The following is a 22,954-nucleotide window of genomic DNA, read 5'->3' as shown; positions in this document are numbered from 1 at the left end:
TCAAGGTTTTTCCCCACGTTTGGGTCGATGATCGCGCGCTGTTTGCAGCGCTTCACAGAGGATTTTCGTGCCGTCAAGAATACGGGGGCCACTGCGGTTCATGAGATCGGACTGCACAAAGAAAAAATTGTTGCGCTGGGTAGCCGTAAGGCTGGGCCACTTTTTCCAGGCATCCAGCATTTCCGGATTCTGGTCAGCCATGCCTGATGTGACAATCGCCTCGGGATTGGCGGCAATCACCGCCTCGAAACTCACACGTGGTGCCAGCGGTTTGAGTGCGCCAAAGATATTCTCGCCACGGCACAGGGTAATCGCATCCGACATGATCTGCTGCCCGCCAATCGTGATGAGTGGATTTTGCCAGACCTGATAAAACACGGTGACCGGAGATCGGTTGCTGTATTTGCTGGCTAGTGCCTGATACCGTTGACGAAAATCCGCTGCGGATTTTTTGGCCGTGGCTTCTGTGCCGGTCAAGACACCGATACGTTCGATTTCACCGGGTATGTCCGTCATCTTGTGCGGCTGTGACATGAAGATCGGTATCCCCATCTGGCGCAGCTTGTCCAGCGCCGAGGGTGAATTACCGGATTCCCAGGCAATCACCAGATCCGGTTTCGCCGCGACCACAGCTTCCAGATTGATTTTGGAATGTCCACCGACACGCGGAATCTTCAGCGCCGAGGCCGGAAAGTCACTATAGTCGACCGTAGCAACAATTTTGTCGCCAGCACCTGCGGCGTATGTCACCTCAACGACCGATGGTGATAGCGTCACGATGCGACTGGCCGGCGCAGTCAACGTCACGGTGTTGCCTAGATCATCTTTCACGCTGATCGGTGCGGCCATGAGTCCGCCAGAAAAACCGAACAGGCCAATGATCAACGGACTGCAGAAGCGCTTATGAAGTGTATCCATGGAATCCATTCTAGAAGATCAGGGACAAAGTTGCTGTCAGCGTCAGTGTGGCCAACCAGAGCCCCAGTGCTTTGCGCTGTAACTGTTGTGCCCGTCGAATGTCGGCGCTATCGGGTGCGTTGCCACAGCCCAGTAGCGGCCGATGCTCTGTCGCACCATGATAGTCCGCAGCACCACCGAGCAGAACCTCAAGTGAACCTGCGCCCGCGGCCATGACCGGTCCGGCATTGGGGCTATCCCACTGAGGCGCCTGAAATCGCCAGCATTGCCATGCGGAGCGGGTCTGACCGGCGAGGGTATAGGCCAGTGCCGTCAATCTTGCCGGCACAAAGTTCAGTAGGTCATCAAGCCGGGCGGCGGCACGACCGAAATTCACGAAACGGGGTGTACGGTAACCCCACATAGCGTCGAGCGTGTTGGCCAGGCGATACATCAGTGCGCCGGCAGGCCCGAGCAGGCAGAACCAGAAGATCGGCGCGAATAATGCATCGTTGCCATTTTCAAGGACTGATTCGATACAGGCTTTGCTGACCCCACTGTGATCAAGGCTTGAGGTATCTCGCGACACCAGCCAGCTCACATGCATGCGTCCGGCCGCGAGATCTCCCGATTCCAGATCCGCTTGCACACGAGCGGCATGCTCCTGCAAAGAACGGCCGCCAATCGTCAGATACAAAATAACAATGCTGAGCACCATCTCGAGCAACCCATGGAGCAGCGGTAATGTCATGCCAATCACCAGCGGAGGTAGCAACACGAGAGCGCTCCAGCAGCACAGTCCGCGCCAACGGGTGGCGTGCAGTGATAGGTCGGGTTGGTTAAAGCGCTTTTCACAACGCGCTGCGAGATGGCCGAAACCCACCAATGGATGAAAACGGGTCGGTTCACCCAACAGGCGATCCAGCGCACAGGCCACCAACACCATGAGCGTCAGGATGGGGAGGCTGAAATTACTCATCAGCTCAGTAGGGCGGCCACGGTCTCTGGCGCGCTGGGAAAGTAAGCATGAAAGTACGTCGCCGTGAGCCTGTTGACCTGATACACCGCTTCACTTTGCCGCTGGTGCGCATCCTGTGTATGGGCGATCGGTGTCAACGGACAATCAAAGGTGGAATAGTGAAACGTATGACCACCTAGTTTGCCGCTCGACCACGACAGCGATTGCATGCCCAGAGCGGCCAGCTTTTTCTGCATCTGGACGACACCCGGCAAAATACCCATCAGCGAGTGTGCTATGCCGTCGGTATCAACAAGGCGTTCAGCCAAAGCAATCATGCCGCCGCATTCGGCCAACGCCGGCTTGCCAGCATCAATATGCGCCTTGAGGCTGGCAATCATCGAAACGTTTACAGCCAAGGCCTCCGGATGTAACTCCGGGTAGCCGCCCGGTAACCAGACGGCATCACACACGGGGAGCTCGGCATCCTGTAGCGGCGAGAAAAAATACAGCGTCGCACCCAGCGCCCGCAGACATTCGAGATTGGCGGGATAGGCAAAACAGAATGCGGCATCGCGCGCGATGGCAATAGTTTTGCCCTGTAAGGCGGGGGCGAAGATCGGGGCCGCAACATCAGGAAACGTCGCTACCGGCGGCAATTCGGCTGCAGCTGTTTCGGCAATCCGGTCAGCCAGTCGATCAATGCGTTGCGCCAGATCGGCAATTTCTGCGGCCGGTAACAATCCGAGGTGTCGCTCGGGCAAAGCCGATTCGTTATTACGGGGGACGGCGCCAAACCAGGCAATCCCTTCAGGCAGACTTTTTTCCAGCAGCTGTGCGTGATAGGCCGAACCCACGCAGTTCGCCAATGCGCCAACAACCCGCGTATCGGGTTGATAGGTTTTCATGCCTAAGGCAATGGCGCCGAAAGAGGCGGCCATGGCACTGCCATCGATCACGACGAGAATCGGCAAGTTGTAACGGCGGGCCAGATCCGCGGCAGAGGGATCACCATCAAACAATCCCATCACGCCTTCGATCAGGATGACTTCGTACTCCTGTGCCGCACGTGCCAATCGCCAGGCGACATCGGCTTCACCGCCCATCCGGAAATCCAGATTTTCACAAGGTGCGTCACTGGCGATGGCGTGAATCTGCGGGTCCAGAAAATCGGGACCGCACTTGAAGACCTTGACACGGCGGCCTTGCCGACGGTGAAGACGGGCCAAAGCAGCCGTGATCATGGTCTTGCCCTGACCGGAAGCTGGCGCGGCAATTAAAAGCGCCGGGCATTGCACCGTTGATTTCACCATCTCTAGAACTCAACGCCCGGCATGGCTTTAATGCCCTGCTGGAAGGCATGTTTGACCATCCCCATTTCCGTAACCGTGTCGGCAATCTCGATCAGCGGAGGCGGTGCAGCACGGCCAGTGATAATGACATGCTGCATGGGCGGGCGCTTCTGCAATACGTCAATGACGGGTTCCAACGCCAGCCAGCCAAATTTAAAGGCATAGGTAAACTCATCAAGGATCACTAAATTAATCGCCGGATCAGCGAGCTGTTTGCAGGCTTCTGCCCAGGCGGCTTCGGCAGCGCGCTTATCGCGCTCCCGATCCTGGGTTTCCCAGGTAAAGCCTTCGCCCTTGACCTGCCATGACACCTGCTCGGGGAACAGACGAAAGAAGGCTTCTTCACCCGAGTCGGACCGACTTTTAACAAACTGGATCACGGCACATTTCAGCCCGTGGCCAATCGCCCGCGCCAGTACACCGAATGCCGAAGAAGACTTGCCTTTGCCATTGCCAGTGTGAATGAGCAACAGGCCTTTTTCTGCCTGGGCTGCAGCGATTTTTTCGTCAACAACATCTTTTTTGCGCACCATGCGCTGCTGATGCCGTTCGTTGCGGCCGTTGTCTTGTTCTTGGGTCATAGTGTTCTCTGAAGGGTGATGAGTTTATGTGCCGGTGGACCAGCTATTCAGCGCGAGCTCCAGGCGCTTCCATTCATGATCTGCCGCGATACCGATCCGGATCAGGGATTCGTCGCGAAACAGTCGAACCAGAATCCCGTGCCGGGCCAGATGCTCGAACAGCTTTGTCGCATCGGCCAGCTGCAAGGTGCTGAATAGGCCCGTTGATTTTACCGGCGCCTCGGGGCGGATGGTATGGGTGATCAGCAATTTCAGGCGGATGCCCGCATCACGGATATGGGTGATCTGGTTGCGTTGCCAGTTCGTGTTTGCTAGTGCTGCTTGGGCAACCCATCGGGCAGGGCCACTGATGGCCCAGGGGCCCAGTGCCTCGGCCAGGCGCTGCCGCAGCAGCTGATTGGCAAAAACAAAACCGACACGGGCACCGGCCAGGCCAAAAAATTTTCCCAGCGATCGGAACGTCACCAACCGGGGTGCGGCATCGGTTCCCGCCATGGGCGTGACACTGGATTCCGGGTAGGCATCGCCATAAGCTTCATCCACAAGTAACCAGCCTTCGCGTTGATTCAAACTTTCGGCAGCGGCGAGTAGCGCAGTGGGCGGGTAATGCGTTGCGGTCGGATTGTTCGGATTACAAACCAGCACAACCTGCGCACCGCTCTCAACGGCGGCATCAAGTGTATCGACGATGCGTACCTCGTGTCCAGCGTGCCGCCAGGCGGCGATGTGTTCGTTGTACGTCGGACCAATGATTGCAACCTGTGAAATGGCAAACAACGCCGGGAGCTGCTGAATGGCTGCCTGACTGCCGGCAGTCGCCACTAACGCAGGGTTGCCGTAATAACTGGCGGCTACGGTATCGAGTTCGTCATCCGGTTCGGGCAACCGGTGCCAGGCGGCATCCGGAATTTCCGGTACGGGATAGAGCCACGGGCTGATCCCGGTAGAAAGATCCACCCATTGGTCCAGAGGGATGCCGAAGCGCTGTGCGGCGGCACGTAAACGACCACCGTGTTCAAGCATAGCCGTACTGTTGTCTCAGTGCCTGGTAGGTATCTGCCAACGGATCATGCTCGCCCCCGGTTTGTCCCCAGGTATCGTGAAATACCAGGTCTTCGAGGGGGAGCCGGGAAAGCCAACCCGCTTTTTCCAGCTCCGGCCGATCCAGAAATTCACTGACGTAACCTAGGCACAAATAGGCAATCGGTACGATATTTTCAGGAATGCCTAGAGCCGCTTTCAGTTCATGCGGGTGAAAGATGCTGACCCAACCCACGCCAATACCTTCTGCTCGCGCGGCCAGCCAGAGGTTCTGTACGGCACAGACGGTGCTGTAGAGATCCATTTCCTTCATGTGGGTCCGGCCCAAAACGGTTTGCCCGGTGCGTTCCCGATCACAGGTGATGCATAGATTAATGGGTGCGTCGAGAATCCCTTCCAGCTTCAGGCGGCTGTACAGATCCTTGCGCTCATCCTTAAACTGGGTACGTGCTTCCTCATTGGCCTTGCGAAACAGGGTCTGAATTCGCGCTTTGGTCTCTACCGAACGGATCAACAGAAAATTCCAGGGCTGCATGAACCCCACCGATGGCGCATGGTGTGCGGCCAGCAGCAGCCGGCCGAGCACATCATCCGGAATCGTTTTCGGAAGGAACTGGCTACGCACATCACGGCGCGAAAAAATAGCCTGATAAACCGCATCTCGGGCAGCATCTGGAAACGGTTGGCTGGGCAGTGCGTCGGAAGTCGTCATGGCGCCGTAAATACCTGTCAGGCATGGGATAATAAACGAATAAGGCGTTGTAATTACGGTTGCTGGCGCCTCTTTTTTATTGTCAGGATTGTTCAATATGTCATGCGCTTCCCTGATGGTTCAGGGCACCACCTCCGACGCCGGAAAATCGACGCTGGTTGCGGCCATGTGCCGGATCCTGAAGCGTCGTGGTGTGCATGTTGCACCATTCAAACCACAGAACATGGCACTGAACTCGGCAGTGACCGAAGATGGCGGCGAAATCGGCCGCGCCCAGGCATTACAAGCCTATGCCTGCGGTCTGGCACCCCACACAGACTTCAATCCTGTGCTGCTCAAACCGACCACAGATCGTCAAGCCCAGGTCATCATTCAGGGGAAGGTCGCGGCAGATCTCAACGCCAAGGATTACCATGCCTACAAACCCCGTGCCATGGAGGCAGTACTGGATTCCTGGAGCCGCCTGACCCGCCGATTCGAGGCCGTTCTGGTCGAGGGTGCCGGTTCACCGGCTGAAATTAATTTGCGGGATCGCGATATCGCGAACATGGGCTTTGCCGAGGCCGTGGATTGCCCGGTGATTCTGGTGGCCGATATTGATCGGGGCGGCGTTTTCGCGCATCTGGTCGGTACGCTGGACCTGCTTTCTCCGAGCGAACAGGCACGCATCAAAGGCTTTGTGATTAATCGTTTTCGCGGGGATATCGGGCTACTTGAACCCGGCTTGCATTGGCTTGAGGAACGAACCGGAAAGCCGGTGCTGGGTGTATTACCTTATCTACATGGGTTGTTTCTTGATGCAGAAGACGCCATTGCCAGTGGCCAGGAGCTATCTGGTCAAGCGCGCCTCAAGGTCATTGCACCCGCGTACCCCCGGGTTTCCAATCACAATGATCTGGATCCGTTGCGGTTACATCCCGAAGTGGATTTTGAGTGGATCGGCCCCAATCAGGTCATACCTCCAGCCGATTTGGTGGTTTTGCCGGGTTCAAAAGCCGTCCGTGCTGATCTTGCATGGTTACGCTCGCAAGGGTGGGACAAAGCCATCGAACGACATTTGCGCTATGGCGGTAAGGTTCTCGGCATCTGCGGAGGTTTCCAGATGCTAGGGCAGGTATTGCATGACCCACAAGGGCTGGAAGGCACGGCTGGTACTTCAGCAGGGTTAGGCTGGTTGCAAATAGAGACCACGCTGGCATCGGAAAAGCAGCTCAGAAACGTCCGCGGCACACTTTGTTTACCCGGCGAACCTCGCATGACGGGTTATGAAATCCATCTCGGCGTCAGCGAAGGTACGGATATGGCCCGCCCTATGGTGCGCATAGATGATGACCGCAGCGATGGGGCCCTGTCGGAAGACGGGCAAGTTGCCGGCACTTATTGCCATGGTGTGTTTGACCAACCTGAGGCGCTGGCGGCATTGCTGGCCTGGGCGGGTTGCGCAGAAACCACTACCGTGGATTTTGTCGCACGCCGTGAAGCAGATCTCAATCGCCTGGCTGACGCCGTTGAGCAAAGCCTGGATTGGCTCATGATTGAGCAGATTCTGCAGGAGAGCCATCGTGCGTGAATTGATTCTGGGTGGTGCCCGCAGCGGTAAAAGCCGGCTGGCTGAAAACCGGGCTGCCGGATATGAAGCAATCGGGCTATCGGTCATTTATATCGCTACCGCCGAGGCTTGGGATAAAGAAATGGCCGAACGGCTGGCACACCACCGGACAAGTCGTCCGACGCACTGGATGACCGTCGAAGAACCGATAGCACTCGCAGCGACACTGCAAGCCCATGCCAGCGACCATACCTGTCTCATCGTGGACTGTCTGACGCTCTGGCTGTCTGCGTTGGTTTTCAAGGGACGGGCGGGCGCTCAGTTGGAGGGCGGCGAACGGATCACCTGTGACCAATTCTGGGGCGAACGACAGGCGCTCCTCGATGTCTTGCCAGGGCTGCCGGGCGAAATCATTCTGGTCAGCAATGAAATTGGTTCGGGCGTGGTGCCGGAAAACCGGCTGGCACGACGATTTGCCGATGAGCAGGGACGGCTCAACCAGGATGTAGCCGCACTTTGCGAGCGCGTGACCTTATCGGTTGCCGGGCTACCACTCCGCTTGCGCGGTTAATCTCAGGAAAATTATGCGACTGTTTAACATCCAACCAACCACGGGTGCGCTGGCGCACGAATTACAAACCAAGATTGATGGAAAAACGAAACCACTGGGCGCATTGGGTCAACTGGAATCCCTCGCCAAACAAATTGGCCTGATTCAGCAAACGGCATCACCCCAACTCACATCACCGCAAATGCTGGTTTTTGCCGGAGACCATGGCGCTGCCAAAGCTGGTGTGTCCGCCTATCCACAGGACGTCACCTGGCAAATGGTGGAGAATTTCCTGGCCGGCGGTGCCGCCATCAATGTCTTTACCCGCACTTATGGTCTACCGCTCGCGGTGGTGGATTGCGGTGTCGCCCATGAATTTGGTACGCGGCCGGATCTGATTGATTGCAAGCTGGGGGCCGGCACGGAGAACTATCTCGAACACCCCGCGATGACGACCGCGCAATATCAACAAGCCATAGAAAACGGCACAACACTGGTTGCAGGCTGTGCGGATAAGGGCTGCAATGTCATCGGGCTCGGCGAAATGGGCATCGGTAATACAGCTTCAGCCAGTTTGCTGACGCATTGTTTGAGCGGAGAGCCGCTCGACGTCTGCGTCGGGCGCGGTACGGGATTGGATGATGCAGGTTTGAATCGCAAACAGCAACTGCTGGCGCAGGCGTTAGAACGGACAGGAAACATCACAGATCCGGCTCATGCATTGCAGGAATTTGGTGGCTTCGAGATCGCCACCATGGTCGGTGTGATTCTCGCTGCCGCCGAACGGCGTATGGTGGTGCTGATTGACGGCTTTGTAGTGGGTGCTGCAGCGCTCGTGGCCTGCAAACTGTACCCGGCGGCGCGCGATTACTGTGTCTATTGCCACCGTTCTGCCGAGGCCGGCCATCGGGTGCAACTGGCTGCCATGCAAGCTGAACCATTGCTTGATTTAGGCATGCGACTGGGGGAAGGTACGGGGGTTGCACTGGCTTGGCCTTTGATTCGGGGCGCTGTCGCATTTATTAACGACATGGCCAGCTTTGCATCAGCTGGCGTTTCGGAGAAAGCCTGACCCTCATGCTACGACTCTGGCTGATCCGACACTTCCCCCCGGCAGTAACGTCTGGGGTGTGTTACGGGCAAACGGATCTCGGGTTACTAACGCCCCTGCACGAACAATCGGCAGCGTTAAATAAGCTACGCGAACAGTTGCCGGCTCACATGGCATCACTGCCCGTTTTCTCCAGCCCTTTGCAGCGCTGTGCTGAACTGGCCGTTCAGCTGCATCCTGCACCAACCATCGATGCCCGATTGCAGGAACTGCATTTCGGCGATTGGGAACGACAAACCTGGGATGCTATTGGCCCCTCCGCACTTGATGATTGGGCGGCGGATATCGCCGGTTTCCGTCCGCCACGAGGCGAGACCGGGTATGAGCTACAACAGCGGGTGCTCGCCTGGCTACACGACATTGCGATTGATGGTGCCGAGATGATTGTGGTCACGCACGCCGGAGTGATGCGTGCTTTGCAGGCCTATCATCTGCAATTACATGGCCATCAATGGCTTTCACTGCGTTATGACTACGGCCAGGTGCTCTGCCTGGATTTCTCGGCCGAGCAAATCCGGGCGACCTCGGTACAATAGCGCCATGCCTGCTGACGCTATTTCTCTTCCTCAAGTCCGTCGGGTCCTTGTGACCAAGCTGCGCCACCACGGTGACGTACTCTTGGCCTCGCCCGTACTTACGACACTCAAGGCCGCCGCACCGCAGGCCGAGATTGATGCACTGGTCTACGCAGATACCGCAGACATGCTCTCAGAGCACCCAGCGCTGGCAAAGTTGCACTGCATTGATCGCGGTTGGAAAAAACTCGGACTGCTCGGCCAGGGTTCGGCAGAGTGGGCCCTGTTTAGCCAGATGAAAGCGCGTCAGTACGATCTGATTATTCACCTGACCGAGCACCCACGGGGTGGCTGGCTATCGCGTCTGCTGAAACCCCGCTGGTCGGTGGCGCCTCGGGTCAATGGCCGCGGTCGCTTCTGGAAACAGAGCTTCACGCATTTCGTATCCCCGATCATGGGTAATGGACACCGCCATGTAGTCGAGCAGAACCTGGATGCCTTGCGTCGCCTGGGCATTCAACCCGCCGCCGACAAACGCCATCTGACGCTGGTACCCGGTGCGGATGCAGACGCGCATGTGGCGGTGCGACTGCAATCACTAGGGCTGAAGCCAGGCGGCTTTGTCCATTTGCATCCGCCATCACGCTGGCATTTCAAATGCTGGACGGCCGAAGGCTGGGCAGAAATCATTATCCGCATCCGTACTGCCGGCTGGCCGGTATTGCTGACAGCGGCCCCAGGCGACAAAGAAGGACAACTGATTGACCGGATTCAGCAGGTATTGACCGCGCGCGGTGAAGCACCCGCGCTCAGTCTGGCCGGTGCATTATCGCTGAAGGAACTCGCTGCCCTGACCGGACAGGCCAAACTCTTTGCCGGGGTCGATTCCGCCCCGATGCATATTGCCGCCGCCATGCAGACGCCGGTGGTAGCACTGTTCGGTCCTTCGGGCGAAGGCCACTGGGGCCCCTGGGGCCAGCCTCGTGAAGGTGTTCACCAGGTGGTCACTCGCAGCGCACAGTTTAATTGCCGACCCTGTGGGTTGGATGGTTGCGGTGGCGGTAAAGTCAGCGAGTGCCTGACCCGTATCACAGCGGACCAGGTCTGGTCGGTGATGGTGCCGCTACTGTGCGTGAATTCTGCGTCAATCAGCCCAGAAAATCACTGAGTTTGCGGCGTACCAGACGCCAGGTGCGCCACCCTAGAACCCCGTTTTTGGCCAGTCTGAGTGCCCCTTTCGGGCGCCAGATGACGAGTACGAACAAACCCAAACCGACGGCCAGTGGATTAGCCCTTAGCCAGCGCCGCGTGCGTTCTGCGCCATCCATGACCTGATCCGCGGTATTGAGCATATCGCCCAAGGGTACAAGCACGGTACGAAGATCATTGCGCTGTTGCGAGATGCGCTCCAGTAAGCGACCTCGCCGGATGGCACGCACGTTAATCGCCGACATCATTGCTGGTATCGCGAATATGGGGTTCTTGCTGGGAGGCCTCTGCGGCACTGGCCGCTGCTGGTGTGTATTCCGACATTGCCGTAGGCGGCCGCAGAGCGGCACGATCTGTCTGCAAGGCCTGCAGGCTGTCCGAGAAAATATTGGCACCGGCCTGAGCATGCTTGCTGGCACGCCAGATGGCCACGAGTGCCAGTAAGGCAAAGAGCGCCGTGGCCATGCCGAGGATTAATAGGCGGTGCTCCCAGTTGGCCAAGACCAACCAGGCCAGCAGGGTGACAACCGCAACGCCGGAAAAAAACACCGCAACCGCGGTGAGCGCAAAAAGCGCAATCAGATGATCACGGGCATCGGCCAGTTCAAGCCCGAGCAATTCGAGACGGGTTTGCACCACCCCGAGTAGCTGCCGAACATGATCGCGGGCTGAATTAAATAACGACATCCGATTGCGCCTGCCGATTAACGACGGCCGATCAGCACACCCAGGGCCAGACCCAGTGCCGCCGCAATACCGACGGCCTTCCACGGCTCGGCATGCACGAAATCATCCGTTGCATGAGCCGCCGCTTTAGCTTTTTCCGTGGCAAAGGCCTGTGCATCGACCAGCGCGACTTTGGCATCCTGCAGACGCTTTTCCAGACGGCTACGCAGCTCGGTGACCTTCTCACCCGCCTGGCCGGCGGTGGCACGCAGTAGTTCTTCGGTATCAGCAACAACCAGCTTCAGATCGGCAACCAGTTTTTCTTTGGAGGCAGCAGTGTTCGACATGTGAATCCTTTCAAAGTGTGTTCACGAGGGGATATTGTGCAACCCTCGACTTAGCCTACGCTTAAGGTTACTTTCTTGCAATCGTGCATCATGACAACGCAATGTCGTAATCAATAATCAACGGTGCATGATCGGAGAATTTTTCACCTTTGTAGACGCAGGCCTGTGTCGCTTTTGCAGCAATACCGGGCGTAGCGATTTGGTAATCGATCCGCCAACCGACATTGTTGGCATAGGCCTGGCCGCGATTACTCCACCACGTATAACACTCGGCCGTGGTATCCGGATGCAATGCACGGTAAACATCGACCCAACCCAGCTCGTCGAGCAGTCGACTCATCCAGGCGCGTTCTTCCGGCAAAAACCCGGAGTTCTTCTGGTTTGATTTCCAGTTCTTCAGATCCTGTTCCTTGTGCGCAATATTCCAGTCACCACACACGATGACTTCACGTCCGGAATCCTTCAGCGCTTTCATGCGCGGTAGAAACTCGTCCATGAAATGGAATTTGGCCACCTGGCGCTCCGGAGAGCTAGAACCCGAGGGCAGATACAGCGAGACTACCGTCACCATTCCAAGATCCAGCTCCAGATAACGGCCTTCGGCATCAAAATCCGGATGGCCAATCCCCTGTGTGATCTGCGTTGGGATATGTGCGCTCCAGATACCGACACCGCTATACCCGGGTCGCTCTGCCAGGTGCCAGTAGCCCGTCAGCCCGGCGGGGTTTTCCATGGTGCCGTCCTTGGCCATGTCTTTGAGCGTAGCGCGCACTTCCTGAGTGCAGACGGCATCGGCTTGCTGGCCGGCGAGCCATTGGGCAAATCCCTTTTTCCAGGCCGAGCGGATGCCATTCAGATTGGCGGAAATGACTCGCATAAAAAGACTCGATCAAAGTAAAGGTTGCTCATTTTAATGACTACCGGCCAGAATGCGTAGGAAGCGCTATGCTTCTGCTAAAAAACCTCAAGGAGTTGTTCATGCGTGTCGGTTTTGTCGGTCTGGGCATCATGGGTCGCCCGATGGCCCTGAATCTGCTCAAGGCAGGTCATACAGTGACTGTGTGGGCGCGCCGCCCCGAGTCTATGACACCATTGCTGGAAGCGGGCGCGGCACCGGAAGATAGCCCGGCAGCGGTTGCCGCGGTATCAGACGTGGTGTTTTCCATGGTGGCCGACGCGCCGGATGTGCATGAAGTCATGTTGGGTGTGCACGGCGTGGCCCAAGGTGCTCACGCCGACTTGATCGCCGTCGATATGAGCACCATCCCGCCGGCAGCCGCCAGAAGCATCGGCAAGGCACTGTTTGATCAGCACATTATTTTTCTGGATGCGCCGGTATCCGGCGGTGAGGTTGGTGCCATTGCCGGCACGCTATCCATCATGGTGGGCGGTGATCCAGTAGCATTCGGCAAAGTACAACCGCTATTTGCCTGTATGGGTAAAAATATCGTCCATATCGGCGCCTCAGGCGCTGGCCAGGTGGCCAAGGCCGCCAATCAGATTCTGACGGGTATTGGCGTATTGGCGGTCGCCGAGGCATTTGCGTTTGCCAGGAAAAACGGGGCAGACCCGGCTAAAGTCCGCGCGGCACTGCTCGGAGGATTTGCTGGATCGAAGATTCTGGAAAATCATGGCCAACGCATGCTGGATCGCAACTTCAAGCCGGGCTTCAAGAGCTGGATGCATGAAAAGGATATGAACATCGTTATGCAGACGGCCCACGATCTGGGCCTCTATCTGCCGGCCTCCGCGGCCACGGCCCAGATGTTCAAAGCCATGGTCGGCACGGGAATGGGGGAAGAAGACTCTATTGCCATTCTCAAACTGCTGGAACAACTCTCTGGTCAGAAAACAGATTAGGGGTTGTTTGAGATAATAGAGCCGTTTGTTGTCATTACAGAGAGTTTTGCACCATGTCGTCACTGAGCCACGATTTCATCCGATTTGCCCTGGACCAGAACGTTCTGCGTTTTGGCGAGTTCAAAACCAAGGCCGGGCGTCTCTCGCCTTATTTCTTTAACTCGGGCCTGTTTCAGGATGGTGCCGCATTGGCCAAGCTCGCCGAGTTTTATGCCGGTCGTGCCATGGAATCCGCGGTACCTTTCGACATGCTGTTCGGACCCGCCTACAAGGGCATTCCTCTGGTCGCCGCGATCTCCGTGATTCTGGCGCAGCAAGGTCACAACTTTCCGTATGCGTTTAACCGGAAAGAAGCCAAGGACCATGGCGAAGGCGGCACGATTGTCGGCGCCCAGCTCCAAGGCCGCGTTCTGATTGTCGATGATGTCATCTCGGCTGGCACCTCGGTACGCGAATCCGTGGAACTGATCCGCAATCAGGGCGCCACACCAGCGGGTGTACTGATTGCATTGGACCGCATGGAACGTGGCACGGATGCATTGTCTGCCGTTCAGGAAGTCTCGGCTTCTTACGGCATCCCGGTGATTGCCATCGCCAACCTGGCCGACCTCCTCGATTTCCTCAAGGATAATGCAGAACTGGCCAGTCACCGTCCGGCGGTCGCTGCGTATCGTGAGCAGTACGGTATTTAACACGCTCCTACCCGGTTAACCGCTGGTCTGGTCGAACTAGCACTCCAGCGGATCCACCTCCACGGCCCAGCGCAACCCACCCGATGCATGACCGCGTGTCGTACGCTGTGCGGTAGGCTTAGCTGCCGTCTTTCTCTGTCCAATGCGGGGCAACCAGTCATTCAGAAAAGTCTGCAGCGCCAGACGGCTGGGGGACTCAACCAGCAACTGTCCCCGTTCACGCCCTGCCAGGCGAACCATACGCATGGGCACCGGATCGTAGATAAACACGTCCGGGTGCTCGGTCATCGGCACCAGTTCTCGAATACCCTGCAAGAATGTTAAAACGGTATCCAGGTACTTGGCTTCGGCGCGCACGATGGCTTGCGCTGCATAGGGCGGAAAGCCGGCGCGCTGCCGCTCGCTCAACTCCAGATCCAGAAATGCCGGCACATCGTGCCGGAGCAGGCACTGATACAGTGGATGGCCCGGATGCTCGGTCTGCACGATCACCCGCCCCGGACGATCCGCCCGTCCGGCCCGGCCCGCCACCTGCATCAGTTGTGCAAACAACCGTTCCGGTGCACGCCAGTCGGCGGCAAAAAGTCCGGCATCGGCACCCACCACGCCGACACGTGTCAGTGCCGGAAAATCATGGCCCTTGGCCAGCATCTGCGTACCCACCAGAATATCAACATCCTGCGACCGGATCTGTGCCTCCAGCGCCTCCCATTGTTTGCGGGTCGTGGCGACATCGCGATCCACCCGCAGAATGCGGGCTTGCGGAAAATGCGCCTGCAACGCCTCTTCCACCCGCTGCGTCCCACGTCCGAGGGGCCTGAGATCGGCATTGCCACAATCCGGACACTGCCGTGGAATGGGCGAGGTATCGCCACAATGATGACAACGCAGAGAACGATCCTGGCGGTGCACCACCCGGTGTGCGGCACAACGACGGCAATTGGAAATCCAGCCGCAGGCGGTGCAGGTCAGTACCGGGGCGTAACCACGGCGGTTAATAAACAGCAGACTCTGTTCACCCGCTGCAAGCCCTTGCGCCAGTTCATCTAGCAACTGAGCCGACAGGCCCTCTTCCAGCGTCAGGTGCCGGGTGTCGAGCAAGGTGACTTCCGGCAGCACGGCTTCGGCATGCGCGCGCTCTGGCAGATCCAGTCGCTGGTACCGACCGCTCTGCACATTCGCCCAGCTTTCCGGAGAGGGCGTGGCCGAGCCCAGCAATATCGGCACCCCTCGTTGATGCGCACGCCAGACGGCCAGATCGCGGGCATGATAGCGCATGCCCTCCAGTTGTTTATAGGCAGGATCGTGCTCTTCATCGACGATGATCAGCCCCAGCGTCGGCATGGGGGTAAAGACAGCCAGCCGGGTACCGATCACAATGCGCGCCTCACCGCTTAAGGCGGCGGCAAAATGCCGGGCGCGCGCCGCCTCGGTCACTTCGCTATGCAGGCTGACCACCGGGATATCCGGGAAGCGCTGCGCCACCCGCGCTTCGAGCAAGGGGGTCAGATTAATTTCCGGCACCAGTAACAACACTTGCTGATTCTGCGCCAGCACGGCTTCAATGAGGCGTAGGTAGACCTCTGTTTTACCAGAGCCGGTAATACCGAACAACAGATTAGCGGAATAACCGGCGAGCCGGCCGAACAACTCGGTGAGCACCACCTGTTGGCATGCCGTCAGCGCCGGCCCAGCCCCGCGCGCAGGCATACTTGTTGCTGCAGATTTTGGGACCCGCCGTTTGGTCGGATCCGGTTGACGCAATCCGGTGGGAATGGCTTGCAGCAAGGCCTCACCTGGTGCTGCCTGGTAGTAACTTGCCGCAAACAGGCAAAGATTCACCCAATCCGTCGGCAAGGGCGGCAAATCGCGCAGAATCACTTCTGCCGCTTTGAGTTGCCCGATGGGTGGCGCATCCGGCGCTTCCGTGCCTTCTAGCGGCAAAACCGCCATAATCAGTCCGACCCGCCGGCCAGACCCAAAGGGCACAACGACCCGTAAACCGACATCCGTCGGTAAAGTATCGGGTGGTGCCAGATAATCAAAATTGGCCGTGAGCGGGGCATCAATCGCCACGCGCAATCGCCACGCAGCACCCTGATGTATAAGGGGTTTATCCGCCGACATCACTTATTCACGCGTTAGCGGATATTTCTTAACAGAGTTCTCTGACAAAACGCGCAACCCTCTGTTAAAAAATAATAAATCGGCGATTCTGCGTTGTGGATAACTTTGTGGGTAACCGACCCGAGTCAGCCGACTTGACAGGTAAAAAGCGGCTATGGATATGGCACCAACTCGGGCACGCACTCGGGTCTTTCGCACGGGGTAACTTATTGCCCTGCCCGCAAGGCACGACCCACCGAATGGACCGTATCCACGAGGACGGACACATTTTCCGGCGGGGTGAACTGGGAAATGCCATGCCCCAGATTAAAGACATGCCCGGTATCAGCCGGACCGAAGCTACGCAGCACTTTTTCCGCTTCGCGAGCGACAGCTTCCGGGCCGGCACGCAGTATGGTGGGGTCCAGATTCCCCTGCAGCGCGACCCGATCACCAACGCGGGCGCGGGCCTTACCGATATCAATCGTCCAGTCCAGACCCAGACCATCGGCACCGGTATCAGCCAATACCTCGAGCCAGAGGCCGCCGCCCTTGGTAAAGACGATTGACGGAATGCGCTCGCCTTCCCAGGTCTTGTGCAGACCGGCAATAATCCGTTTCATGTAGTTCAGAGAAAACTCATGGAACGCCCCTTCCGCCAGCGTGCCGCCCCAGGAATCAAAAATCATCACCGCTTGGGCACCGGCTTCGATCTGGGCATTCAGATATTGAATCACCGATTCGGTGGTGACATCCAGAATCTTGTGCATCAGATCCGGTCGGTCATAGAGCATGGATTTGATACGGGCGTAATCATCCGAAGCACCGCCCTCCACCATGTAACAGGCGAGTGTCCACGGACTACCCGAAAACCCGATGAGCGGCACACTGTTATCCAGCGCCTTACGGATTTCGGCAACGGCATCGATCACGTAGCGCAGCTGATCATGCGGATCAGGCACGCAGAGATTGCGGATTTCCCATTCGTCACGCAGCGGACGTTCGAATTTGGGGCCTTCGCCTTCGGAAAAGTACAGTCCCAGACCCATCGCATCAGGCACGGTCAGAATGTCTGAAAACAGAATCGCCGCGTCTAAATCATAACGGGCCAGCGGCTGTAAAGTCACTTCGCAGGCGTAGGCCGGATTCTTGCACAGCCCCAGGAAACTGCCGGCACGTTTCCGTGTTTCACGATACTCCGGCAGGTAGCGGCCGGCCTGACGCATCAACCAGACAGGCGTCGTTTCAGTCGGTTCTTTCAAGAGAGCACGTAGAAAAAGATCATTACGGGGACGGGACACGTTCACTCCAATTTTTTCAGATAATGAATAAATACTTAATTGCCAGCACCGTTGGAAACGCTATCGCGTCGCTCCAGCGTGATACCCAACTGTTTAAATTTTCGGTACAGGTGCGTCCGCTCAAGGCCACTCTGCTCGGCCACCCGGGTCATGTTGCCGTTGCTACGTGCAATGTGATGCGTCAGGTAGAGCCGTTCAAAGGCATCTCGTGCATCTTTCAACGGCATATCGTAGAACTCGGCCAATGAGCCATCCGTATCCTCGGCCATTTTTTCCGGCTCGGGCTCCGCCACCGACTGTAGCAACGCATCCACGTCCTGACGACTGATGGTTTCTTCCAGCGCATTCAATGCCAGATTCTTCAGGGTCCCCAAGAGCGCGCCCCAGCCACCATCACCACCGTTCCAGTGTTTCTGCCGCAGAATATTCAGTGCATCCGGCGCCATATAGCGGTGCGGGATATTGCCCTGCTCACAGAGCAAGGTCAGCAAGGCGGGCAATAGCTCCGGCAAGTCACTGGCCGATTCAGACAAGGCGGGCAATCCAACCCAGACATCGCTGACGCGTTGTACCAGTGCGGCATCAACACCACTGTCGACAATCTGCTCGGTGGATGCGCTGCTGGCCACCACCAGTGTCAACCGGTATTTGGCCAAACGATCCAGCACAAAGCCCAGATTCATCTGGGTCATGCGACCGGCACCAAACAATTCCGGCAGGAACAGTACGCCACCTGCATGCTGCTCCAGCATTTCCTGGGTGATGGCCCGGCTTTCCTGAGACAGGTTAAGCCAAGGGGCATGCGGCGCCAGAAGACTGCGCGCCCCAACCTCCGCGATGAGACCCTGCGCACCGCGCAAAAACAGGATCGGCGAATGCTTGGCCGACTGTGCGATCCGCTGACCGAATTTCTTGAGAAGCCCGATCTGCAGGAGGGATTCAACCGCGTAATTCTGGCGTGTGGCTGAGGCATCCGGTTTCAGACATTTTTTAACCGTCGCCAGCAGCTTCTGCAGGGCGATCGGCTTTTCGAGGAAGTCTACCGCCCCGATACGGGTGGCCTCAACCGCCGTATCAATCGTCCCATGACCGGACATCATCACGACCGGCATGGTCAGCAAGCCATTGGCTGACCACTCCTTGAGCAACGAAATCCCGTCGGCATCCGGCATCCAGATATCGAGCAGCACCAGATCCGGGCGGCGCGAACCGCGCAGCTCGCGAGCGCGTGTTGCGTTCTCGGCAACAACAACGCTGTGCCCTTCATCAGCCAGAATTTCCGAGAGCAATTCCCGGATACCGACCTCGTCATCAACTACCAGTATTTCTGCCATATCAGGCTCCTACCGATTTCAATGTTTCAGATGGAGAGGTGCCGCCATTGTCTGCCGCTTGCAGAACAATACGAATTTCGGCACCCCCAGTGTCTCGATTGGCCAACGTTATTTTTCCACCGTGCTCTTCGATAATCTTTTTGACGATCGGCAAGCCCAGCCCCGTGCCTTTGGGTTTAGTCGTGACATATGGTTCGAAGGCATTAGCCATCATCTCGGAAGGGAAGCCCGCCCCCGTATCGGCAATCAGCAGTTCGACCTGCTTGCCTAGCGTACGTGTCGACACCTCGATCCAGGCACCCGCCAGACCTTCCGTGGCATCTTGGGCGTTACGAATCAGGTTATGAATAATCTGCCGCAGTTGCGCTGGATCCCCCTTAATTCGAGGCAGCGCATTTGCTAGATCAGCACGAATGGGTGTCGCGGAAGCTTCATAGAGCACCAGCAGCTCCTGTATCAGCGCGTTCAAATCCAACGCCATCAGATTAGCCGGTGGTAGCCGGGCGTAGTCTCGGAAACTATCGACCATGTGCTTCATGGCCTGCACCTGGTTAACGATGGTTCGCGTCGATCGCTGCAGCATGTCGGCATCGGTCTCCGGCAGACGGGAGACGAGTTTGTGTTCCAGGTGTTCGGCAGCCAGCTGAATCGGTGTCAGCGGATTTTTGATTTCGTGGGCCAGGCGCCGAGCCACTTCACCCCAGGCGGTCGCCCGTTGAGCGGCAATGAGTTCAGTGATGTCATCAAACACGACCACGTAACCGCCCCCCGAGGGTTCCGGCAATTCGGACCCATGCACCATCAGTTGCTGTTTACGGCCATTGGGTAGCACGCGTTCGACTTCCAGTTGCCATGCCATATCCCCATGATGGGCAAAACCATCACGGATCGTTCGTGCCAACTGCTCCTGGCGCGGCCAACCTTCCAGCGGCTCGGAGAGCAAACCCACCCAATCTTCCGCCAGTAATCTGCCCGCGGCACCATTAACGGCTTTCAGGACAAAACGCCGGTCAAACGCCAGCACCCCCGCCGAGAGGTTATCCAGCACTTCCTGCAGATAGGCGCGGGCGCGCTCCAGATCTGCCCGGTGACGCTCCGTCTCGGTATGGGCTTCGCGCAACTGGAAGGTCATGCGGTTAAACGACTGAGTCAGAATGCCCAGCTCATCGTGGCTCACCACCGTTTGTTTGGGAGAAAAGTCGCCGGCGGCAACGGCCTGTGTGCCCTCGGCCAGAATTGTGAGCGGTGCCGTAAAACGACGGGCCAGAATAAAGGCCGCACTAAAGGCTGCTGCCAGCGCCAGCAGTAATGTCAACGTGAGCGTCAGAGCATAGAGTCGGGTCAACCCTTCGCGCGCCAACTCCAGCTCACGATATTCCCGATAAACCGACTGCACGGCTTCGGAATCACTGGCCAGCTTGGCCGGTACTGGCACCACGACCTCCAGTAGACGGTGCTCGGCATAGCCGACTGGGGCCGGGAGTGCCACCAGCGCTCTTAAGACCGGCAGACCGGTGCCATCGGCTTCAATCGCGGAGAATGCGCCGTTTTTACGTGCTTCGGCCACCTGACCGGGTAACGGCAATACCGGTGATTCACCCCGGGCCTGCGTCGTTGCCAGCACCTCGATCCGGTTTCCGCTGACCTGCAGCAAAGTCGTCGACTGTGCACCGGTCACCTGCTTCAGTTTGTCCAGCACAGCGGGAGCCTGCGAAGACCCCCGTTGGGCAATCGCCAGCGCCGCATCACGTGTGGTCGATACCAGCCCCACGGTCACACCTTCCAACGCGTCACGACCCAGATTCAAACCGGCCTCCAAGGCCTGCTCCACACGCACATCAAACCAGCTTTCGATACTGCGAGTCACAAATTGCACCGAGACGGCATAAATCAGCGCGCCCGGCACCAGTGCCATAATCGCCAGCATCAGCATCAAACGGAACTTGAGACGGGCACCAAAAACCTGCTGCCGGTGGTCCCGCCACAAGCGGAATAGCTGCCGCGCGATGACCAGCACCATTGCCAACCCGAGCAGGATATTCAAGCCAACCAGCCAGCCATAGTGTCGTGCGAAAAAGTCCGTATTCAATGCCGCCTGCGTGAGCAGAAACAGCAGCGCCACGGAAACCAACATCATGATGAACAGGGCCAGACGCATTACCTGACTCCCGTTGCGCTGATAGCCGGCACCGTCACACGGAATGTCCGCCAGTCGCTGTCCAGTCGCCAATCGCGATCACCAAACGACACAACCTGAAAAGGTTTAGGCAAGAAGGCCGGATCCAGACGAAAACGTATCAGGGTCTCTACCGGCTCACCACTGCGCAGGCGGCCCGCGGGCACCATCCAGCTTACCGGCCGCGCCACGTAATCAAGCGCATCCGGCAGGTTCTGAAAGTTGCGACCTTCCTGGCCATCGCTGACCCGGTAATTTCTGACGAGTGCGTTATAGGTCAAACGACGATCCGCATGGGCGGTAAAGAGCGCTTCATCGACCCAATACCAGCGTGGGCGTCTTATTTGGCTCTCGATCTGGAAAACCAGCGGAATCCCGTGGTTGACGGCATCCGTGAGCGCAGGAGAGAGCTGTAGGCCAAAGGTGCCCGTCAGCACCAGCGTGTCGTCACCCACGGTTAAAGTCACTTGGCGGATATCGGCACCGGCCTGCGCACTGGCCATAGGCCACATTAGCCCAAGCACGGTCAGGCACCCCATCCGAAGGAAGTGGCGCCGGGTCGTCATTTTGCGTCCTTGCTCAGCAAGGCATAGAAGAACCCATCATGGCGAGCATCCGGCAACAGGTGCTGTTGCGATACCAACCGGGCGTCCGGATGCTGTTCGAGAAAACGGGCAATCTGTTGCTGGTTTTCTTGGGCAAATACCGAGCAGGTCCCGTAGAGCAGCCGTCCACCCGGTTTGAGTAATGGCCACATGGCTTTCAATAGTCGTTTCTGCGTGCGAGCGAGCGCATAAATATCTTCATCGCGGCGCAACCACTTGGCATCCGGGTGCCGGCCAGCCACACCGGAACCGGAGCAGGGGGCATCCAGCAGAATGGCGTCAAAAGGTCGCTTGGCCCAGCTGGCTAATGTCTCTGTAGCATCGGCGCAAATCACTTGAACGGCCCGATCAGCGGGAAAGCGAGCGGGATCAAGCGCCCGCGTCAACGCCGCACAGCGCTCACGATCTGCCTCCACTGCGATCAAAGAAATCGCGGCTGATTGCAGCAGATGCACGGCTTTGCCGCCCGGTGCGGCACAGGCATCCAGTACCCGCATCCCCGGTTGTACATTAAGCAGCCGCGCCGCCTGCTGCGCACCGATGTCCTGTATCGAGACCAGCCCGGCAGCAAAACCCGGCAAGGTTTCGGCCGGCCGGGGCTGTGCCAGCAGTAAGGCATCCGGGCCGTCCTCCGGCATCCGGTCTTGTAACGCAATCTCCGCCGCCGCTAATTGCGCAGCATAGGTATCGGGCGTTGTCGCCAGCGGATTGACGCGCAGCCCCATGGGCGGTTTACGGTTGCCGCCCGCAACGATGGCCTGCCATTGCGCCGGCCAATCTTCCTGCAGGCGATTCAACCACCATTGTGGGTGTTGCCAGGTCGCTTCAGCCTCACGGGCAATAGTTTGGTCTAGGTGTGCACGCTCACGCAGTGCCCGCCGTAAAATAGCATTCACAAATCCACGGTAACGCCCACCAGACATCATCGCGGCCGCTTCCACCGCCTGATCGACCCCCACATGCGCCCGATCAGGATGCATCTCCAGCCAGCACAGCGCCACGCGCAGCAAATTACGCAGCTCATCTTCTGCCGTCGGTCGATCCAGCAAGACTGATAGCTCGATATCCGCACGACGATAACGTCTCAAAGTGGCATAGGCCAGATCGATGGCTTGCGCCCGCACGGCATGAGCTGGCAGATCCCGCTGACGCAACTCACTCAGCACCACTGTCAGGCTACGCCCAAAGGCAATCACATCCGTGACACAGGCGGCGGCAGTCTGCATTGCCCAGGCCAGCGAATCCGGGGCCAGCGTCTTGGGTGCCCGAGGCGCCGGCGGCGGTGGACGACGCGTTGGCGAAATACCCGATACACGATCCCGCTGACGGGCCGGCGTTTTGGGCAGACGTAAGGTGGTTGATGAGCGGTTCATTATTGTTTTGAGTGTAGCA

23 protein-coding genes are annotated in these 22,954 nt (G+C 57.9%); 7 read left to right on the top strand and 16 right to left on the bottom strand.

The annotated features are described in order from the left end of the window. Genes AC3GOJ_RS01530 through bluB form a run of 6 tightly spaced genes read right to left on the bottom strand, consistent with a single transcriptional unit; the run spans nt 1 to nt 5,541 of the window. Nucleotides 1-918, bottom strand: coding sequence for a cobalamin-binding protein (locus tag AC3GOJ_RS01530; protein WP_488235682.1), 918 nt, complete (start codon nt 916-918; stop codon nt 1-3). A 10-nt stretch (nt 919-928) separates the two neighbouring features. After that, nucleotides 929-1,876, bottom strand: a complete 948-nt coding sequence (gene cbiB, locus AC3GOJ_RS01525) for an adenosylcobinamide-phosphate synthase CbiB (protein WP_488235681.1) — start codon at nt 1,874-1,876, stop codon at nt 929-931. Then, a complete protein-coding gene (locus tag AC3GOJ_RS01520) occupies nt 1,876-3,168 on the bottom strand; it encodes a cobyrinic acid a,c-diamide synthase CobB (RefSeq protein ID WP_488235680.1) in 1,293 nt (430 codons plus the stop codon). The genes cbiB and AC3GOJ_RS01520 overlap by 1 nt, the downstream gene beginning before the upstream one ends. A 2-nt stretch (nt 3,169-3,170) precedes the next feature. Continuing rightward, nucleotides 3,171-3,788, bottom strand: a complete 618-nt coding sequence (gene cobO / locus AC3GOJ_RS01515) for a cob(I)yrinic acid a,c-diamide adenosyltransferase (protein WP_488235679.1) — start codon at nt 3,786-3,788, stop codon at nt 3,171-3,173. A 24-nt stretch (nt 3,789-3,812) separates the two neighbouring features. Continuing rightward, nucleotides 3,813-4,811 carry a threonine-phosphate decarboxylase CobD gene (gene cobD / locus AC3GOJ_RS01510; protein WP_488235678.1) on the bottom strand — a complete coding sequence of 333 codons (999 nt, stop codon included), beginning with the start codon at nt 4,809-4,811 and terminating at the stop codon, nt 3,813-3,815. Then, a complete protein-coding gene (gene bluB / locus AC3GOJ_RS01505) occupies nt 4,804-5,541 on the bottom strand; it encodes a 5,6-dimethylbenzimidazole synthase (RefSeq protein WP_488235677.1) in 738 nt (245 codons plus the stop codon). Before bluB ends, cobD begins: the two co-directional genes overlap by 8 nt. Nucleotides 5,542-5,638: 97 nt before the next feature. Here bluB and AC3GOJ_RS01500 point away from each other — a divergent pair, with 97 nt between their 5' ends. From AC3GOJ_RS01500 to rfaQ, 5 genes are read left to right on the top strand one after another with little or no spacing between them, the layout of a single operon-like run. After that, entirely contained in the window at nt 5,639-7,111 is a 1,473-nt protein-coding gene (locus AC3GOJ_RS01500; protein WP_488235676.1) for a cobyric acid synthase, read from the top strand. Beyond that, nucleotides 7,101-7,661, top strand: a complete 561-nt coding sequence (gene cobU / locus AC3GOJ_RS01495) for a bifunctional adenosylcobinamide kinase/adenosylcobinamide-phosphate guanylyltransferase (RefSeq protein ID WP_488235710.1) — start codon at nt 7,101-7,103, stop codon at nt 7,659-7,661. The genes AC3GOJ_RS01500 and cobU overlap by 11 nt, the downstream gene beginning before the upstream one ends. Nucleotides 7,662-7,674: 13 nt before the next feature. After that, on the top strand, nt 7,675-8,712 hold the full coding sequence (gene cobT / locus AC3GOJ_RS01490) for a nicotinate-nucleotide--dimethylbenzimidazole phosphoribosyltransferase (RefSeq protein WP_488235675.1): 1,038 nt from the start codon (nt 7,675-7,677) through the stop codon (nt 8,710-8,712). 5 nt (nt 8,713-8,717) lie between these two features. Next, nucleotides 8,718-9,287, top strand: coding sequence for a histidine phosphatase family protein (locus AC3GOJ_RS01485; protein WP_488235674.1), 570 nt, complete (start codon nt 8,718-8,720; stop codon nt 9,285-9,287). A 4-nt stretch (nt 9,288-9,291) separates the two neighbouring features. Continuing rightward, nucleotides 9,292-10,434: a putative lipopolysaccharide heptosyltransferase III gene (rfaQ, locus tag AC3GOJ_RS01480; protein ID WP_488235673.1), complete on the top strand. Its 1,143-nt coding sequence runs from the start codon at nt 9,292-9,294 to the stop codon at nt 10,432-10,434. Here rfaQ and AC3GOJ_RS01475 read toward each other — a convergent pair. From AC3GOJ_RS01475 to AC3GOJ_RS01460, 4 genes are all read right to left on the bottom strand, one after another. After that, nucleotides 10,415-10,720 (bottom strand): YqjK family protein, encoded by a 306-nt coding sequence (locus AC3GOJ_RS01475; protein ID WP_488235672.1) that lies wholly within the window; start codon nt 10,718-10,720, stop codon nt 10,415-10,417. The two genes, rfaQ and AC3GOJ_RS01475, sit on opposite strands and share 20 nt — an antisense overlap. Next, nucleotides 10,707-11,162: a phage holin family protein gene (locus AC3GOJ_RS01470; protein WP_488235671.1), complete on the bottom strand. Its 456-nt coding sequence runs from the start codon at nt 11,160-11,162 to the stop codon at nt 10,707-10,709. The genes AC3GOJ_RS01475 and AC3GOJ_RS01470 overlap by 14 nt, the downstream gene beginning before the upstream one ends. 17 nt (nt 11,163-11,179) lie before the next feature. Further along, a complete protein-coding gene (locus AC3GOJ_RS01465) occupies nt 11,180-11,488 on the bottom strand; it encodes an ElaB/YgaM/YqjD family protein (RefSeq protein WP_488235670.1) in 309 nt (102 codons plus the stop codon). An 88-nt stretch (nt 11,489-11,576) separates the two neighbouring features. Beyond that, on the bottom strand, nt 11,577-12,365 hold the full coding sequence (locus AC3GOJ_RS01460; protein ID WP_488235669.1) for an exodeoxyribonuclease III: 789 nt from the start codon (nt 12,363-12,365) through the stop codon (nt 11,577-11,579). A 101-nt stretch (nt 12,366-12,466) separates the two neighbouring features. Here AC3GOJ_RS01460 and AC3GOJ_RS01455 point away from each other — a divergent pair, with 101 nt between their 5' ends. Both AC3GOJ_RS01455 and pyrE read left to right on the top strand, forming a co-directional pair. Next, nucleotides 12,467-13,348 carry an NAD(P)-dependent oxidoreductase gene (locus AC3GOJ_RS01455; protein WP_488235709.1) on the top strand — a complete coding sequence of 294 codons (882 nt, stop codon included), beginning with the start codon at nt 12,467-12,469 and terminating at the stop codon, nt 13,346-13,348. A 53-nt stretch (nt 13,349-13,401) separates the two neighbouring features. After that, nucleotides 13,402-14,040, top strand: coding sequence for an orotate phosphoribosyltransferase (pyrE, locus tag AC3GOJ_RS01450; protein ID WP_488235668.1), 639 nt, complete (start codon nt 13,402-13,404; stop codon nt 14,038-14,040). A gap of 36 nt (nt 14,041-14,076) precedes the next feature. On the opposite strand, the gene AC3GOJ_RS01445 is transcribed toward pyrE, so the two are convergent. The 6 genes from AC3GOJ_RS01445 to rsmB form a co-directional block, all read right to left on the bottom strand. Further along, the gene (locus tag AC3GOJ_RS01445; RefSeq protein WP_488235667.1) at nt 14,077-16,167 is read right to left on the bottom strand and encodes a primosomal protein N'; all 2,091 of its coding nucleotides are present in this window, start codon (nt 16,165-16,167) and stop codon (nt 14,077-14,079) included. A 206-nt stretch (nt 16,168-16,373) separates the two neighbouring features. Continuing rightward, entirely contained in the window at nt 16,374-17,447 is a 1,074-nt protein-coding gene (hemE, locus tag AC3GOJ_RS01440) for a uroporphyrinogen decarboxylase (protein WP_488235666.1), read from the bottom strand. A 35-nt stretch (nt 17,448-17,482) separates the two neighbouring features. After that, entirely contained in the window at nt 17,483-18,781 is a 1,299-nt protein-coding gene (locus AC3GOJ_RS01435) for a sigma-54-dependent transcriptional regulator (RefSeq protein WP_488235665.1), read from the bottom strand. A gap of 1 nt (nt 18,782) precedes the next feature. Continuing rightward, a complete protein-coding gene (locus tag AC3GOJ_RS01430; RefSeq protein WP_488235664.1) occupies nt 18,783-20,939 on the bottom strand; it encodes a sensor histidine kinase in 2,157 nt (718 codons plus the stop codon). Then, on the bottom strand, nt 20,939-21,523 hold the full coding sequence (locus AC3GOJ_RS01425) for a DUF4390 domain-containing protein (RefSeq protein WP_488235663.1): 585 nt from the start codon (nt 21,521-21,523) through the stop codon (nt 20,939-20,941). The genes AC3GOJ_RS01430 and AC3GOJ_RS01425 overlap by 1 nt, the downstream gene beginning before the upstream one ends. Beyond that, nucleotides 21,520-22,935 carry a 16S rRNA (cytosine(967)-C(5))-methyltransferase RsmB gene (gene rsmB, locus AC3GOJ_RS01420; RefSeq protein ID WP_488235662.1) on the bottom strand — a complete coding sequence of 472 codons (1,416 nt, stop codon included), beginning with the start codon at nt 22,933-22,935 and terminating at the stop codon, nt 21,520-21,522. The genes AC3GOJ_RS01425 and rsmB overlap by 4 nt, the downstream gene beginning before the upstream one ends. Nucleotides 22,936-22,954: the final 19 nt, after the last annotated feature.

This window comes from Fluviibacter sp. (assembly GCF_057744235.1).
This window is presented reverse-complemented; position numbering and strand designations above follow the sequence as displayed.